Annotated in this window: 11 protein-coding genes; 7 read left to right on the top strand and 4 right to left on the bottom strand. The window is 63.0% G+C overall.

Features of this window, described 5'->3' with window-relative positions; all coding sequences use genetic code 11:
- Positions 1 to 14: 14 nt before the first annotated feature.
- A complete protein-coding gene (locus FZ033_RS16310; protein WP_149577164.1) occupies positions 15 to 386 on the bottom strand; it encodes an antibiotic biosynthesis monooxygenase family protein in 372 nt (123 codons plus the stop codon).
- Between the two features lie 134 nt (positions 387 to 520).
- Here FZ033_RS16310 and FZ033_RS16305 point away from each other — a divergent pair, with 134 nt between their 5' ends.
- Entirely contained in the window at positions 521 to 868 is a 348-nt protein-coding gene (locus FZ033_RS16305) for an ArsC family reductase (RefSeq protein ID WP_149577163.1), read from the top strand.
- Positions 869 to 1,285: 417 nt separating this feature from the next.
- Positions 1,286 to 2,389, top strand: coding sequence for a DUF2778 domain-containing protein (locus tag FZ033_RS16300; protein ID WP_232847520.1), 1,104 nt, complete (start codon positions 1,286 to 1,288; stop codon positions 2,387 to 2,389).
- A gap of 117 nt (positions 2,390 to 2,506) precedes the next feature.
- Here the strand turns inward: FZ033_RS16300 and FZ033_RS16295 are convergent, their stop codons facing one another.
- The gene (locus FZ033_RS16295) at positions 2,507 to 3,700 is read right to left on the bottom strand and encodes a glycosyltransferase family 4 protein (protein WP_149577161.1); all 1,194 of its coding nucleotides are present in this window, start codon (positions 3,698 to 3,700) and stop codon (positions 2,507 to 2,509) included.
- A 20-nt stretch (positions 3,701 to 3,720) separates the two neighbouring features.
- A complete protein-coding gene (epsC, locus tag FZ033_RS16290; protein ID WP_210247911.1) occupies positions 3,721 to 4,311 on the bottom strand; it encodes a serine O-acetyltransferase EpsC in 591 nt (196 codons plus the stop codon).
- A 664-nt stretch (positions 4,312 to 4,975) separates the two neighbouring features.
- Here epsC and FZ033_RS16285 point away from each other — a divergent pair.
- A complete protein-coding gene (locus tag FZ033_RS16285; RefSeq protein ID WP_149577160.1) occupies positions 4,976 to 5,980 on the top strand; it encodes an NAD-dependent epimerase in 1,005 nt (334 codons plus the stop codon).
- Positions 5,981 to 6,188: 208 nt separating this feature from the next.
- Positions 6,189 to 7,502 (top strand): glycoside hydrolase family protein, encoded by a 1,314-nt coding sequence (locus tag FZ033_RS16280; RefSeq protein WP_149577159.1) that lies wholly within the window; start codon positions 6,189 to 6,191, stop codon positions 7,500 to 7,502.
- A gap of 183 nt (positions 7,503 to 7,685) precedes the next feature.
- On the opposite strand, the gene FZ033_RS16275 is transcribed toward FZ033_RS16280, so the two are convergent.
- On the bottom strand, positions 7,686 to 11,777 hold the full coding sequence (locus FZ033_RS16275) for a beta strand repeat-containing protein (RefSeq protein WP_149577158.1): 4,092 nt from the start codon (positions 11,775 to 11,777) through the stop codon (positions 7,686 to 7,688).
- On the opposite strand from FZ033_RS16275, the gene FZ033_RS16270 reads away from it, so the two are divergent.
- The 3 genes from FZ033_RS16270 to FZ033_RS16260 all read left to right on the top strand — a co-directional run bounded on the left by FZ033_RS16270 (position 11,751) and on the right by FZ033_RS16260 (position 16,993).
- Positions 11,751 to 12,440, top strand: a complete 690-nt coding sequence (locus tag FZ033_RS16270; protein WP_149577157.1) for a hypothetical protein — start codon at positions 11,751 to 11,753, stop codon at positions 12,438 to 12,440. The genes FZ033_RS16275 and FZ033_RS16270 overlap by 27 nt on opposite strands.
- Positions 12,441 to 14,448: 2,008 nt before the next feature.
- Entirely contained in the window at positions 14,449 to 15,633 is a 1,185-nt protein-coding gene (locus FZ033_RS16265) for a glycosyltransferase family 4 protein (RefSeq protein WP_149577156.1), read from the top strand.
- 76 nt (positions 15,634 to 15,709) lie between these two features.
- A complete protein-coding gene (locus FZ033_RS16260) occupies positions 15,710 to 16,993 on the top strand; it encodes a lipopolysaccharide biosynthesis protein (RefSeq protein ID WP_149577155.1) in 1,284 nt (427 codons plus the stop codon).
- Positions 16,994 to 17,027 lie beyond the last annotated feature (34 nt).

The raw sequence follows: 17,027 nt of genomic DNA, 5'->3' as shown, positions 1-17,027 counted from the left end.
ACGCGGTAAAGCCCTCAGAAGGCCGGGTCGGACTCCACGCGGGGGCGGAACGCGGTGCGGCTGTCCTCGGGCGCCTCGTCGCGGGCCTCGAGGCCGTAATCGCGCAGCACGGCGGCGACGCGCAGGCGGTAATCCCGGAAGATGCCGGCGCGCCCGGCCGCCTGCGTCTTGCGATGAATGGGGAGGTTGCGCCAGGCCTTCACCGCCTCCTCGTCCCGCCAGATGGACAGGGACAGCATCTTGCCCGGCTCAGTGATGCTCTCGAAGCGCTCCACGGATATGAAGCCCTCCATCTTCTCCAGCTCGATGCGCAGCCGGGCCGCCAGGTCGAGATAGGTCTCCTTCTGGCCCTCGGCCGGCCAGACCTCGAAAATGATGGCGATCAACGTCCCCTCCCTCGGCTTTTGCCGCTGTTGCCGCGACTTTACACCGCTCGCAAGGTCAGCGCCGGCTTGATGCACGCGATACCGCCGCGCGCCCGGCTCAGGTAAAGTCCGCGCTTTGAGCAAGGGGCATTGCGATGGCGACGACGATCTATGGAATCAAGGCCTGCGAGACCATGAAGAAGGCTAGGGGCTGGCTCGAGGCGCATGGCGTCGACCACGTGTTCCACGACTACAAGACTGCCGGCATCGAGCGGAAGACGCTGGAAGGCTGGGTGAAGAAGGTGGGCTGGGAAAAGCTCCTCAACCGCGCCGGCACCACCTTCCGCAAGCTGCCCGACGCCGACAAGGAGGGCATCGACGCGGCCAAGGCCATCGGCCTGATGCTGGAGAAGCCCTCCATGATCAAGCGCCCGGTGCTGGAGACGGGACGCGACCTTCTGGTTGGTTTCAAGCCCGAGGACTACGCGGCGAAATTCGGCTGAGCCCCGCGCCGGGAGATCACCGGAAACCCCGGCCATGCACGCCGATGAGGGCTGGATCTCGGGTCCGTGATGGCGCACCGCAGTGTGACGCTGCGGAATACAACGCCCTCGCCAAGCCGGCCCTCGATTGTTAAAGTCCGACCCCGATGGCCTTGTTCTCGCCTTCGTGATCTGGTGTTACGGAGGCCGTAAAGGGAAAAGTTACCGAGTTTAGGCAGGTTTGCGGGGCTGGCGCGCGGTTCGGGCACATCCGGCCGGGCATTCAACAAGCCGGCGATTCGGGCGGAGCAATCCGCACCGGGCGAGGTTTGTGCGATGCAAGAACGTTCGACACAAGACCGTTCGTCGCACCACCGTGGGACCCTGCCGATGAGGAACGAGCGCCGGAAACGTCCGGCAACGCTGATAGCGGGGACCATGAGGCATACGAGCTGGAAACCGGACGAGGACGCCACCTTCGACCCGCTGGGTCCGGAGGGCCGTCCGCGCAGCGGATCAAGGCACGCGACCCTTGTCGGGATCGGCACCGGGATTTTCGCCGGTCTGCTGGTGGCGGCCGGCGCCGTCTGGGTGACCCAGGGCTCGTTCGCATTCGGCGTTTCGGAGCCGCGCGTGGTGGAACGCCCGGCGCGCGAGCTTGCGCTTGCGGCGGCCGGAACCACCGTCACCGAGCTGTCGCTGATCGTCTCCTCCGGCGCCCTCGAGCTTGAGCCCGACCGCATCTACCTGACCAGCCTGTCCATTGAAGGCGCGCCCTTCGCCACGGCAAACGCCGCACAACAGGCCTCCGCCTCCGTGCCCGTTAACATGGGCACCCAGCTCGCCCGCAACGTGCCGCTGCCCCTGGCGAACCCGCTGCCCAACCGCATCCCGCAGATGGCGGCCGGCGACGGCATCCGCGCCCTCCAGCAGCTCGACCAGGGCGGCGCACCGCTGCCCCAGCGCAATCCGCTGGTGCGCGAGCAGCGCCTCGCCTACGCCTCCCTGCCCGATCCGTCGGCGCCGCTCGTCGACACACCCGCCGCCCCCAGCGCGCCCGCCGCCACCGATACGCCGCCCGCCTCCGATGACGAGGTGGCGCTGCCGACGCCGGGCTCGGGCTATGCGATCTACGACATCAAGGGCAAGGTCGTTTACATGCCCAACGGCGACAAGCTCGAAGCCCATTCGGGCTACGGCGAGTTGCTGGACGATCCGCGCCACGTAGCCAAGCGGATGGTTGGGGCCACCCCGCCCAACACCTATTCGCTGACCATGCGCGAATCCCTGTTCCACGGCGTCGAGGCGGTCCGCCTCAATCCGGTGGGGACCGGCAAGATGTATGGCCGCGCCGGCATCCTCGCCCACACCTACATGCTGGGCCCGCGCGGGGATTCCAACGGCTGCATTTCCTTCAAGGACTACGAGAAGTTCCTCACCGCCTTCAAGCGCGGCGAAGTGAAGAAGATCGTGGTGGTTGCCCAGCTTGGGAACGCGCCGAAGGAAGAAAACTTCCTCATGTCCTTCCTGAAGCCGCGCTGAGCATCGACGCGCCCGAGCCGGGACCGGCCTGAGGCGCTGCGCTTCCAGCAGGTGACGTGCACGGCGGGTGACTTGCCCCAGCCGGGCCGCTCGATTCCAGCCGGAAAAGTGGCCTGCTCAGGCGGGAACCCGCGCCAGACCCCGATAGATCTGCGAATAGCTGGCGACCATGTCGCCAAGGGTCCGGGAGCGCCGCGCTTCCAGGCGTTTATGGGCCTCAAGTACCAACATCGGCGTGTCCACGAGCCGGCGGATGGCGCCGGCAAGGCTCTCGGCATCCGGCGCCACGGTCCATCCGGTGAGGCCATCCTCGAACATCTCCGGCAAACCGCCGAAGGCCGTCGCCAAGACGGGCCGGCCGGCGGCCAGCGCGTCGAGCAGCACGAGGGCGCCCGGCTCTTCCCAGATCGAGGGCACGGCGGCCACGTCCACCTGGGCGTAGAAATCCTTCGGCGCCACGAAGCCCACGAAATCCAGCTCGGTCTGCGGCGCCAGCGCGGCGAGCGCCGCCCGCTCGTCTTGGGAGACATTGCCAGCGAGCACGAGCTTCACCGTGCCCGACGGCAGGCGCCCCGCCGCTTCGGCCAGCAGGCGCACGCCCTTCTCCGGCGAGAAGCGCCCAAGATACCCCACCCGCAACGGCCGGCCCGGCAGGTCCAGCGGCACGAACGCAATGTCCGGGTTGGGCACGTTGCGGATGACGTGGCGGGCGGCGTCCACGAACAGCCCCTCGTTTACGTGGATATCGAGGGTTCGCTGGCTCACGCCGACCACCGCATTCACCAGCCCCGTGCGCTGCCGGCGGCGGATGGTTAGGGCGGCGCAACTGCCGCAGGTTCCCGCGCAGGAGGTCTCGCCCTTGAAACGCGAGCAGCGCGGGCAGACCAGGTAGTAATCGTGCAGAGTGTGCACCACGGGCACGCCCCGATCCCGTGCCAACTGCCAGATGTGGGCGTTGAGGCCGTTGAGCGTGTGGGAGTGCACGATCTGCGGCCGGAAGCCGTCGAGGATGCCGGCGATCTCGCCCGCGGCGACGAACCAGTCGTCGATCACGTGCCAGGCGAGATGGGCCAGCGCCTTATGCCGCGGCCCGAACGGTGTGAAGAGATTGCGGATCGGCACGAATTCCACGCGCACGCCGTTGGCCTCTTCGGTCTGGCGCAGCCCGTCCAGGGACAGGCGCACCACCACCACCTCGTCGCCCTGGGCCACAAGGTGTTCGGCGATCTGGCGCACGAGCACCTCGGCACCACCGAAGATCTTCGGCTGGAGCGGCGTCGGATAGAGCGCGTTGAAGAGCGCGATGCGCATGGTCCGGCCCGCCGCTGCGATCAGAGGGCGGAGGCGACGAGGGGATCGCCCTCGGTCGCGACCGAGGGCGCGGCTGCGGGAATGATCCGCGCCGGAATTCCGATGGCCAGGCCACCTGCCGGAACGTCCTTCAGCACGACGGAGTTGGCGCCGATGACCGCGCCCTCGCCGATGGTGATGGGACCAAGCAGCACTGCACCCGCAGAGATCTGCACATCGTCCTCGATCACCGGGTCGTACAGATCGTCCAAATTCTTGTGACCGATGGTCACATTCTGCAGCAGACTCAGGTTCCGGCCGATCGTGGCTGAGCCGACGACGATGCCGTAGGGATGGGGCACGTAGAGGCCGCCGCCGACCTTGGCGGCGAGCGCGATCTCCGAGCTGAAGATCAAGCAGGTCGCCCACCAGATGATGCGACGCAACAAACGGCCGACGACCGGGATGCGGATAACAATCTCCTGAAGCCGGTTCGCGAACACGAACTGAAACCCGGGCGTCAGAAGAAACATGCGAAAGACGAAGGCAATAGACACGCCTCTGCGTTCTGAAGACGCGTAGTGACGAAGATCAGCTTTGATTTTCTGCAGGGGGGTTTCCAAAGCGGTCATACTCTTCCTTTCCTGCGAAAAACGCGCGCTCGGACATGCAGACGTACTGGCCAACGGGAACCCGGAAAGCGTGATCTAGATTGACCTCTGCGATAGCATGAAACGGCCCGCAGTGCAGCATAGCTCAGGGCGGGCGCTTCCCCGCTTCGCAACGCAGCATCGCGTGCCGAATGCCCTGCCCAGCCTCATAGAGCGAAAAATTATTCTATCTCATATATTTGGAAAATGCTTTCGAAACGGGAACGGGCCAGACAAGCCACCTTCGGCGAGTTTCTCATGGGATCAAATTGGCCCCACGCGTCCGGCAGGACGGATCAAGCATAAGCCGGCGCAGCGAAAGCGGTGGGCTGCCCAAACCGCAACCCCGCCCGGATTCAACAGCCCTCGGGGCGGCAGTCCCGACAGCACCTGCCGTTGGGAGAACCCTCTATAACATTGATAAACATCCATATTACGAAGCCCTCGCCCTGCGGAAGCTCGGCGTCGCCTCGCCTCGGAGCTGGTCGAACGAGCAGGTGCAGCCATGGCGCCACAGGGTTGCAATTGCCCCATCTTCCCGTCGTTCTCCGCGGTAGACATGGCTGTGTGCAGTGCGGTAAGCGTGAAGCGAGGCGGGCCATCGGGGGCTGAATGAGGCCAATCCGCCCCGCATTGAGGGAATCGGATGCGGTATCTTATTACTGGCACTGCAGGCTTCATCGGATTTCACTTGGCGAAGCGGCTGCTCGACGAGGGCCATTTTGTCGTCGGCTACGATGGCATGACCAAGTATTACGACGTTGCATTGAAAGAAAAGCGGCACGCCATACTCGCGCGATCCAACGGCTTCAAGGCGGTGATTGCGGCGCTCGAGGACCAGGATGCGCTGGAGAAGGCCGCCGAGCTCGCCGAGCCGGACGTGATCGTGCACCTCGCGGCTCAGGCCGGGGTGCGCTACAGCCTGGAGAATCCCCGCTCCTATATCGATTCCAACCTCGTTGGATCCTTCAACGTCATCGACCTTGCGTCTCGGTTCAAACCGAAGCACCTGCTGCTCGCATCCACCTCGTCCGTCTACGGCTCGAACGAAAAGGTCCCGTTCGCCGAGAGCGACAAGGCCGACGAGCCCATGACCATCTATGCGGCCACCAAGAAATCCATGGAGGTGATGGCGCACAGCTATTCCCACCTCCACAAGGTGCCGACCACGGCCTTCCGCTTCTTCACCGTCTACGGGCCGTGGGGACGACCGGACATGGCGCTGTTCAAGTTCGTGGACGCCATCCGCAACGACCGGCCCATCGAAATCTACGGCGAAGGCAAGATGAGCCGGGATTTCACCTATATCGACGACCTCATCGAAGGCATCGTGCGGCTGACGGCGGTTCCTCCGGAGGAGGCCAACCGGGTCACCGCCGATGGCGTCATCGACACCCTGTCGCATCACGCGCCCTTCCGCGTGGTCAATATCGGCGGCGGCCAGCCGGTGGCGCTGATGCGCTTTGTCGAAACCATCGAAGAGAGCCTGGGCAAGCCGGCGGTGCGCAAGATGCTGCCCATGCAGCAGGGCGACGTGCCGCGCACGTTCGCCGCCCCCGAGCTGCTGGTGGCCCTGACCGGCTTCAAGCCGCAGATCGAAATCGAGGTGGGCGTGCGCCGGTTCGCGGAGTGGTACCAGGAACACTATTGATCCCGGACCGCGACCGCATCAGCCCGGGACGGCCGCAACGCCGCCCCCGCCGCTGAAACGCCTGCCTCTGGTCGCCTTGCTATGCCCCATCCCCAACCGCAAGGAGGGGGTGAGGCATAGGGGGCGGAGCCTTGCAGGGAGGACGGGGATGATGCGCAAAAGCTTCCTTTCGGGCGTTCAGGTCGCCCTGCTGACCCTTGGCCTCACGGTGACCGGCCTCACCGGCGCGGCCAATAGCGCCGATATGAAGACGGTGACCTTCAGCCGCGCCCCGCTCACGCCCCGCCCGGATCCCCTCGTCGTCGGGATCTGTGTCCATTTCGGCATCGGCGGCGAATACAATTACGTGCCCTCGAAGACAGCCCAGCTCGTGGACGAGGTCGGCTTCGATTCGTTTCGCGATGACCTGGCGTGGCCCGTGTTCGACGCCCCGGGCACTCCGCCTGGCACGCTGCGGCCGACGCGGCTCTTCGATTTCATGAAGCTCACCAAGGCCCGCCCGCTCCTGATCCTCTCCCACTCCAATCCGGCCGTGGCCGGTGGCGTGAAGCCCATGAACGAGGCGGGCCGCGCGGCATTCGCCGATTTCGCCGTGCGCGCGGCCGCGGCGACCCGGCCCCTCAATCCCATGTTCGAAATCTGGAACGAATGGAACCTCACCAGCGGCCAGCGCCCGCCGTGGCTGGTGGGAGTCGGCCCGGATTCAGATCCGCGTGCCGCCGCGCATTATTCAGCCCTCGCCCGCACCACCATCGCTGCGCTGCGCACCAGCGAGCCCGCACTCACCCTCTTGTCGGGCGCCGCCGGCGTCGATCCCGGCTGGGCTTGGACCCAGGCCATCGTGCGCGATGGCGCGATCAAGAATGCATCCGGCCTCTCGGTGCATCAATACAACCACTGCGAGCCGGACGTGCGCACGCGCAACGCCACCGACATTGTCGACCGGCTCGGCGACCTTCAGAGCCGGCTGCGGACGCAGACCGGGGCCGACGTTCCGATCTATCTCACTGAATTCGGTTGGCCCACGGCGCGCCGCCCCTGCGTGATCACCCAGACAGCGGCTGCCGACAATATCGCGCAGGTCCTGCTGTGGTCCGCCGCCACGCCGTGGATGAAGGGCGCCTGGATCTACCAACTCAAGGACCAGGGCCGCAACCCCGACGAGCTCGAAGACAATTTCGGCCTCTATGACTACGACTTCAACCCGAAGCCCGCGGCCTGTGCGGTCCGGGAGGCGATCAAGCTCATCAAGGGGACAACCGCCTTTCGGCTGGAGCGGCCGTTCCGGGATGTCTTCATCCTCCAGGCCACCACACCTCAGGGCATCCGCCTTGTCGGCTGGACCACCCGGGCAGAAACCAGGGGCATCTTGCGACTCCCGGGGAGCGAGACGACGCGGACGAAAGCCCTCTGCAATGCTGTGCCCGCTTCGGCATCCAACACCATCGCGCTCGGCCCCGAGCCGGTCATCATCGACCTCGACGCCGCAAACGTCACGATCGAGGTCAGTCAAACACCGTGATTAGAGCGTTTTCGAGCGAAGCGGATGCCGGTTCGCGCGAAAAAACGCGTCAACACAAGAATTTAGAGCGATTGCCGTGAGCCAAGGCGAACGGAAAGCGCTCTGGCCGGCTGTCCCGCGCCGACAGCGGCGACGCGGGACCACTTGGATGACCCGCCAAGTCGGCGGAGGCGCGAACCAGCCTCAGACGAAGCTGAACGCATCAAGATGCACGTTGGCGACCGTGGTCGCCTTCAGCACGATCGTATCGTGCGCATCGATGGTTATGGTGACGTCGCTGCCGGTCTGGGTGATCGTCAGGTCGCTGGTGCTGTGGGCAAGCTTGCTGTCGATGACGATGTGCCCACCGCTGGTGTCGAAGTTGAGCACAGTATCGTTGCCACCATCGTAATGCAGGGTGCCACCGGTCGTATTGCGGAAATAGAAGGTGTCGTTCTGCACCCCACCATCGAGCACCTGATTGTTCCCATAGGAATAGATCGTGTGGGTTCCGTCAGTGTGCTCGTAGTCGCGGATCAGGAGGTTCAGCGCCGTGTCGTAGGTGTCGTGGCGAATATCTCCGGTTCCGTCCTGCAGATAGTTGTCGACCACCCTTGAACCGTTCGCCTGGATGGCCGAATGGTTCAGCAATGCGCCCGTGCTGGTGTAGTTCGAGACATCCTTCGAACCGTCCGTATGGCGGATCTCGACATAATCGAACGTGCCGTCGGCATGGTAGCGGTCGATCTCCAGAATGCTCCCGCTGGCCGTCGTCTTCTGGTGCTGGGTTGTGTAGGTCTGGCCTGTGATGTTGTAGTTGTAATAGTCGATCGTGCCGTCCGTGTGCTGCTCGACCGTCTTCATCAGCACGCCGGTGGTGTAGGTCTTGGTCACCGTACCGCTTGTATCCTGGACCACCGACTGGGTGAGATTGCCAGAGGACGGATCATAGGTCAGCGTGGTGCGCGAGCCGTCCGTTGTAACGATGGTGTCCGTCGTCTTCTGGCCCGCGCTGTTGTAGTTGACCGTGTCCTTGGTGCCGTTGGCGGCCACCGTCTGCACATAGTCCCGGGTGCCGTCCGAGTGGAAGCGCTCGGTGAGCACGGTGACGCCCGCCGCATTTATCGTCAGGTGCTGCGACGTATAGGTCTGGCCGGTGATGTTGTAATAGTAATAATCGACCGAAGCGTCGGTGTTCGCCACCACCGTGCGCGTCAACACACCGGCGGTGTAGGTCTTGGTGGTGACCACGCCGCTTGCTGCCTGCAACACCGACTGGGTGAGATTGCCGGAGGAGGGATCGTAGGTCAGCGTGGTGCGCGTGCCGTCGGTCGCAATGATGGTGTCCGTCGTCTTCTGGCCCGCGCTGTTGTAGTTGACCGTGTCCTTGGTGCCGTTGGCGGCCAGCGTCTGCACATAGTCCCGGGTGCCGTCGGCGTGGAAGCGCTCGGTGAGCACGGTCACGCCCGCCGCATTCATCGTCAGGTGCTGCGACGTATAGGTCTGGCCGGTGATGTTGTAGTAGTAATAATCGACCGAGCCATCCGTGTTCGCCACCACTGTCCGCGTCAACACCCCGGCGGTGTAGGTCTTGGTGGTGACCACGCCGCTCGCTGCCTGCAACACCGACTGGGTGAGATTGCCCGAGGACGGATCATAGGTCAGCGTGGTGCGTGTGCCGTCGGTCGCAATGATGGTGTCCGTGGTCTTCTGGCCCGCGCTGTTGTAGTTGACCGTGTCCTTGGTACCGTCGGTCGCCACCGTCTGCACATAGTCCCGGGTGCCGTCAGCGTGGAAGCGCTCGGTCAGAACGGTGACGCCTGCGGCATTCACTGTCTGGTGCTGCGTCGTATAGGTCTGCCCGGTGATGTTGTAGTTGTAATAGTCAACCGAGCCGTCCGTGTTCGCCACGGAGGTGCGCATCAACACGCCCGCGGTGTAGGTCTTGGTGGTGACCACGCCGCTTGCCGCCTGCAGCACCGACTGGGTGAGATAGCCCGAGGACGGATCATAGGTCAGAGTGGTGCGCGTGCCGTCGGTCGCAAGGCTGATGTCCGAGGTCTTCTGGCCCGCGGCGTTGTAGGTCACCGTGTCCTTGGTGCCGTCAGCGGCCACCGTCTGCACATAGTCCCGGGTGCCGTCCGAATGGAACCGCTCCGTGAGCACTGTGACGCCCGCCGCATTCACTGTCTGGTGCTGCGTCGTGTAGGTCTGGCCGGTGATGTTGTAGTTGTAATAGTCGACCGAGCCGTCCGTGTTCGCTACGGAGGTGCGCATCAACACGCCCGCGGTGTAGGTCTTGGTGGTGACCACGCCGCTTGCTGCCTGCAGCACCGACTGGGTGAGATAGCCCGAGGACGGATCATAGGTGAGTGTCGTCAGTGAGCCGTCCGCCGCGACGTTGATGTCCGAGGTCTTCTGGCCCGCGCTGTTGTAGGTGACGGTGTCCTTGGTGCCGTCAGCGGCCACCGTCTGCACATAGTCCGGAGTGCCGTCGGCGTGGAACCGCTCGGTCAGAATGGTGACGCCCGCCGCATTCACTGTCTGGTGCTGCGTCGTGTAAGTCTGCCCGGTGATGTTGTAATTGTAATAGTCGACCGAGCCGTCCGTGTTCGCCACGGTGGTGCGCATCAACACCCCGGCCGTGTAGGTCTTGGTAGTGACCACCCCGCTTGCTGCCTGCAGCACCGACTGGGTGAGATAGCCCGAGGACGGATCATAGGTAAGTGTCGTCAGTGAGCCGTCCGCCGCGACGCTGATGTCCGTGGTCTTCTGGCCCGCGCTGTTGTAGGTGACGGTGTCCTTGGTGCCGTCAGCGGCCACCGTCTGCACATAGTCCCGGGTGCCGTCGACGTGGAAGCGCTCCGTGAGCACGGTGACGCCCGCCGCATTCACTGTCTGGTGCTGCGTCGTGTAGGTCTGCCCGGTGATGTTGTAGTAGTAATAATCGACCGAGCCGTCCGTGTTCGCCACGGTTGTGCGCATCAACACCCCGGCGGTGTAGGTCTTGGTGGTGACCACCCCGCTTGCCGCCTGAAGCAGCGACTGGGTGAGATTGCCCGAGGACGGATCATAGGTCAGCGTGGTGCGCGTGCCGTCGGTCGCCAGGCTGATATCCGAGGTCTTCTGGCCGGCGCTGTTGTAGGTCACCGTATCCTTGGTGCCATCGGCGGCCAGCGTCTGCACATAGTCCCGGGTGCCGTCCGAATGGAACCGCTCCGTGAGCACGGTGACGCCCGCCGCATTCACCGTCTGGTGCTGCGTAGTATAGGTCTGCCCGGTGATGTTGTAGTTGTAATAATCGACCGATCCGTCCGTGTTGGCCACGGTGGTGCGCATCAACACGCCCGCGGTGTAGGTCTTGGTGGTGACCACGCCGCTTGCTGCCTGAAGCAGCGACTGGGTGAGATAGCCAGAGGACGGATCATAGGTCAGCGTGGTGCGCGTGCCGTCCGTCGCCAGGCTGATATCCGAGGTCTTCTGGCCGGCGCTGTTATAGGTCACCGTGTCCTTGGTGCCGTCGGCTGCCACCGTCTGCACATAGTCCCGGGTGCCGTCAGCGTGGAACCGCTCCGTGAGTACGGTGACGCCCGCCGCATTCACCGTCTGGTGCTGCGTCGTGTAGGTCTGGCCGGTTATGTTGTAGTTGTAATAGTCGACCGAGCCGTCCGTGTTCGCCACGGTTGTGCGCATCAACACGCCTGCGGTATAAGTCTTGGTAGTGACCACGCCACCCGCGGCCTGCAACACCGACTGGGTGAGATAGCCCGAGGAGGGATCATAGGTCAGCGTGGTGCGCGTGCCGTCCGTCGCGATGTTGATGTCCGTGGTCTTCTGACCCGCGGCGTTATAGGTCACCGTGTCCTTGGTGCCATCAGCGGCCACCGTCTGCACATAGTCCCGGGTGCCGTCGGCGTGGAAGCGCTCCGTGAGCACGGTGACGCCCGCCGCATTCACCGTCTGGTGCTGCGTCGTGTAGGTCTGCCCAGTGATGTTGTAGTTGTAATAGTCGACCGAGCCGTCCGTGTTGGCCACGGAGGTGCGCATCAACACCCCGGCGGTAAAGGTCTTGGTGGTGACTACCCCGCTTGCTGCCTGCAACACCGACTGGGTGAGATAGCCCGAGGATGGATCATAGGTCAGCGTGGTGCGCGTGCCGTCCGTCGCCAGGCTGATGTCCGAAGTCTTCTGGCCGACGCTGTTATAGACGACGGTGTCCTTGGTGCCATCGGCTGCCACCGTCTGCACATAGTCCCGGGTGCCGTCAGCGTGGAACCGCTCGGTCAGAATAGTCACGCCTGCGGCATTCACAGTCACATGCTGAGATGTATAGGTCTGGCCGGTGATATTATAGTTGTAATAATCGACCGTTCCATCATTGGCATACACAACCTTGCTGACGACAACATCGTTGCTCACGCCATAATCAATGCGCGTCTGGAGATTTCCGCTCGCGTCGAATATCTGCTCCTTTCTCCAGGTCGCCTGCCCATAGGTGACCGAGAAAGTATAGCCTCCATCGATCTTGCTGAGCAGGCTTCCATAGTTGGCGATGATGTATTGCATCGTCTCAACCGACGCAACGGCAAGCTCGTGACTGCCCGTGAGCGTTATGGTTTCAAGGCCTGTTGCACCCGCCAGCGTATCCATCTGGGCGACAAAATCAGCCGAAGTCATCGTGAGACTTGCGGCGCTCATCACGACCTTCTCGTGCACAGCCTCGCTGGCACCAACCTCGATGATGAGGGGATGGTCGCTGAGAGGAACCGTGAAGGAACTGACATTGGTGTAGGTGGCGATGGGATCGAGCCCGCCCAGGGGATCGTAGATCCTGACGCTCGACACCGTTTCCCCAAGATTCACGGTGACCTGGGTGGTTGGATTGACGATTTCGGTATCGGTAACGTCGTTCCAGACCGTCACATCCTGCCAAAGCACGATGTCGTAGACGTCTCCTGACTTGGTCAGAATCATCGAATGCGTATTGGACGACGCACCAGACAAGGTGAAGGCCGTGTCTGTCGCAGTCGAAGCACTACCGTCGTTGCCGAAATTCAGGATGGTCGTAAGGTTATGAATTGCAACTGCGGCCTCCTTGGGGGAGCCATCCGCATTGAAAATCCCAAAGCTGACCTCCTTCGCCCCACGTGTCGCCTCGACGCTCGGCTCGTCAAACAGCGAGTAGAGATAGGTTTGAGTGGAGCCATCTTCATAGGCCGCCAGCAAATTCTGCAAGACCAGCTTGGCCTGGGCATCCTCGTTGACGCCTACGCCCGCCGCATTCTCCAGTGTCGTGTACCCGGTCTCCGTGACGACCAGCGGATCGCCCTTCGAATTGGATTGCGCAAGGGCAATCACAGACTCGATCTGCGCGTCAACCGACTTGCCCGTATTGGGATAGGCGTGCGCGTTTGCTGCGTCGGAATAAGCACCAAGATCCCCCACCGCGGCAAAGACGCTGGGATCCATATTAGCTATCGAAAGATTATAGACGAGAACAGATGAAAGCTCCGGCGTCGCCTTTATCGCCAGGTATAAATCACGCTGAAATGCCGCAGCACCCGCAACAGAAGAGTCGCCATTATAACTGAAACTCTCGATGTTCGCCTCGTTTATCCCCTCTACGGCGATGACGCTCCCGGGATGATCGGCGACAAATTCCTTCAACGCATCAATATAATCCGATATGCCCGCACTACCGGAAGCCGGAAGCGTGTAGTTGACACGAAAATCAAACTTGACACCAGCACTAGCCAGAGCATCGAGAACCGGGTTCGCCTGCCCGTATTCGGTATAAGAATCCCGAACAGTCGATATTCCAAGATAGTCGAGGCTGTGAATTACAAGACTGGCATTTGTATATGAGTCCGAATAAGTCCCAGCCTTAGTATTTATACCAAGAGATGAGACAAAATTCGCAGCCGTATTTTGAGTTACAGTGACGCCTTGAGCCATTGCTCGCACTCCTTCCCACAGGGAAGCGACTTCATTTTTCACGTTAGGTTTATACCACCACCATTGCAACAAATAAAAATAGCAAAAACCCACAATTTATGAGCCGACATTTTGCAAAATGCGAAATAACATCTTTAGATGCAGTGCCAAAAGGATCAGGCATTCAGCAACCAGATGATTTCGCTGCGTTTATGCGAAAAATAAAACTCTGAATTGTGCCTGAGGGGCGCAGCGTTCGCATTTGCGAAGGAATCCACATCACGCCTTGCGTGATCTGACGTACGGAAACCCTGATATTGTGAAACATCAGGTCAACGTTCGACACCCTCGCGGCCGCATGCTCGATGTTGAGCCATGCGCGACAGACGATATCGACGCAATGCGCTGTACCCATGCTTGTCCGACACAAGCAGCACAGTCGCGTGACGCGCGTAATGCCTCTAAATGACCGTTATTGGTGTTAGCTACGTTGCAGCATTTTGCAATTCTGACGGCGATCCCCAGCGGGATCCTTGGCATGCGTCAAAATTCCGGAATTTCCAGTCCGCACAGGAGATCGTGTCTGCTGCCCCGGTCATCCTCGAGCCGGATCACGATCCAAAGCGGATGTCACCAGGCCCACCGGCGACCGCATCTCGTAGCGTGATGCTCGCCGTCGATAGAGCGAAGGGCGGCTCGGCGAAGGCCGATCAGCGGACAGGAGAGCCGGATCCCGGCCTGAGGCGCGTTGACGCGGCGACGAGCGACGGGAGCAAGGCCAGCGCCCGAGCCGTCCGCCCTCCACCGCGGCCTGGCGCGGTCCGCTGGTCGAGACGACTTCCCGCCCCCTTCTCGCACATGCGAAGATAGCTTAGAGCCTGTAGGGATGAGTTTCACGATGGCCACGAGCCGACCCGCGACGAACAGGTGAGATCATGGCGCATGCGAACGCATCCACTGCCAGTGTCTGCCGCGACGGCGGCCGAGCGGGCTCGCGCTCAAGCCTGAACACGAAACGCGGCCGCACTGCAGCATGCCTCTCCATGCGCCGCCCCGCGAAACAGCCGCGGCTGGCCTTCGCGCCCAAGCTGCTGCCCCCCGCATGACCACACTGCCCGCAACCTTCGTCAACGGCCGCTTCATCGGCCGTCCCGTGACCGGCGTCGAACGCTTCGCGACCCTCGTCCTGAAGCAGATCGTCGCGCGCGCCGAGGCGGAGCCTGACCTGCGCTGGACGGTGCTTGCACCTTCGGGCGTGGAGCGCCCCTCGTGGCTGGGCCCCCTGCCCTTCCGCAATGTCGGCCGGCTGTCCGGGCACCCCTGGGAACAGACGGAGCTGTTCTGGGCGAGCAGGAGCGGCACGCTGGTCAACCTGTGCAATTCAGGGCCCGTGCTCCACGGCGACCAGCTGACCGTCATCCACGATGCGCTGGTCTATCGCCATCCGGAGAACTTCTCCCGTCTCTATGGCACCGTGCACCGGCAGCTCGGACACCTGCTGGCCCGGCGCGCCCGGCTGGCGACGGTCTCGGAATTCTCGCAGCGCGAACTGTCCGGGCTTCTCGGCGTTCCCGCCGCCTCCATCGCGGTCATTCCCAACGCGGTGGACCACATGGCGGAGATCGAGCCCGACGTCTCGGTGCTGGACCGCTTCGGGCTCCATGGAAAGCGGTTTTTGCTTGCCGTGGGCTCGCCCGCGCCAAACAAGAATCTGGCCCGCGCAGTCCGCGCGTTTCTCTCGCTGAACCGCGACGACATCTCCTTCGTCATGGTAGGGAAGGCTGCGGCCGCATTCGCCCGCTCGGACCTCGGCGACGTGCCCCCGACGGTGGTCGCGACCGGTCGGTTGAGCGATGCCGAGGTGCAGGCGCTCTACCGCAGCGCCGTGGCCCTGATCTTTCCGAGCCTCTATGAGGGCTTCGGCATCCCTCCGCTCGAGGCGATGACGGCCGGTTGCCCGGTGCTGGCTGCCGATATCCCGGCGGTGCGAGAAGTCTGTGCCGACGCCGCGCTCTATTTCGATCCCCTCGACGAGGCATCCATGGCCGACGCCATGCGCCGATGCGCGGACCCCGCCTTCGAAGGCGCCAGCCTGCGTGAGGCCGGGCACCTCAGGACACGCGCATTCTCATGGGAGGCCAGCGCGCTCCGGCTGCTCGAAGCGCTCCGTCCGCTTGAAGCCACGCCCCGCGATCCCAAACACGCCGGTGGCCGGTGAGGCCGCCCCACCTGCGCTGCGAGCGGGTGAAGCCCGCGGAGCGGCGTGGACGACTTTTGCCTGAAGGACGTCGCCGATGCGATTTTTAATGCGCTTCAACAGCCTGTTCAATCTCAGCTTGCGCGGATCGAGCCTGGTTTTCCGCTTTGTTCTGTCCTTCTACATCATCAAATATCTCGGCCTCGAAGCCTCGGGCATATACGGCCTGGCCCTGGGCGCGGTGGGCATCGCGCCCGCTCTGCTGGGCTGGGGCATGAATTATTTTGTCGCCCGCGATATTGTCGGCCTCGGCCTTGCTGAAGCTGCGCCGCGGGTGAAGACCCGGCTTTTCGTCACCACCCTGTCGCTCACGGCCGCGACCCTGCTCGCCTTGGTCCTGGCCCTTGCCACCGGCTACAGGATCGGGCGGATCGACGTTTTCATTGCGATCCTGATCTGGCTCGAAGTGTACAGTGCGGACACCCACGTCGCGCTCATCGCCCTAGAGAAGGCGGTCGAGGCCAACGTCCTTATATTTATCCGCCTGGCTGCGTGGGTCCCGTTCGTGATGGTGCTCGGCATCGTCTTTCCCGAGCTTCGCACCCTCGATACGGTCTTCGTCGGCTGGATCGCAAGCTATGTAGTGGCGCTCGGCTACCTGCGCTATGTGATCCGCGACCTGCCCATGCGGGAGACCCTCTCCCTGCCCATCGAGAAGGCCTGGATTGCCGAGCGGCTAAAGCGATCGTGGTACATCTATGCATCCGACCTCGGCCTCGTCGGCCTTGTCTATGTGGACCGCTACGTCGTGTCCTTCCTGCTGGGGCTGAAGCTGACCGGCCTCTATACCTTCTACTGGTCACTTGCCAACTCCCTGCAGACGCTGATGGTGACAGCGGTGGTCCAGCTCGCGCTGCCGGCGCTCTTCAAGGCCCATAACAGCGGCATGATCGACCGGTGGCGCAGCACCATGCGGCGGCAATTGATCAAGACAGCCTCCTTCTCCACCGCCATCGCCGTGGCCCTGTTCATCACGTGCGAGGCTTTCATGGGCTATCTCAACATGCCGGAGCTGGCCCAGCACCGGGATGTGTTCGTGCTGATGCTGGTCGCCGCCATCGTCAGGTGCTGTTCCGACCTCTTCAACGTCGGCCTGACCAGCATGCGCAAGGACAACCTCTACGCCACCATCAATCTGGCCGGCCTGTTCCTGACCGGCGCCATAGCCTACGTCATGATCACCCAGTTCGGCTTCCTGGGAACAGGCATCGCCACGCTCGCGACCGCAGTCATCGTGGCGGCAGTCAGGGCCGCCTTCCTGGTCGCCTTCATTCGCCGACAGACACAGGGCGGGCCGCCCCCGCAGGGAACCGGCAGCTGATTTGCCGTGCGGAGCGCCATCTCGATTGATATCG

The sequence above is a fragment of the Xanthobacter oligotrophicus genome, from assembly GCF_008364685.1.
GTDB classification, from domain to species: Bacteria; Pseudomonadota; Alphaproteobacteria; order Rhizobiales; family Xanthobacteraceae; genus Xanthobacter; species Xanthobacter oligotrophicus.
Note: the sequence above shows the minus strand (reverse complement) of the source record. Positions and strands in the feature narration are given on the sequence as shown.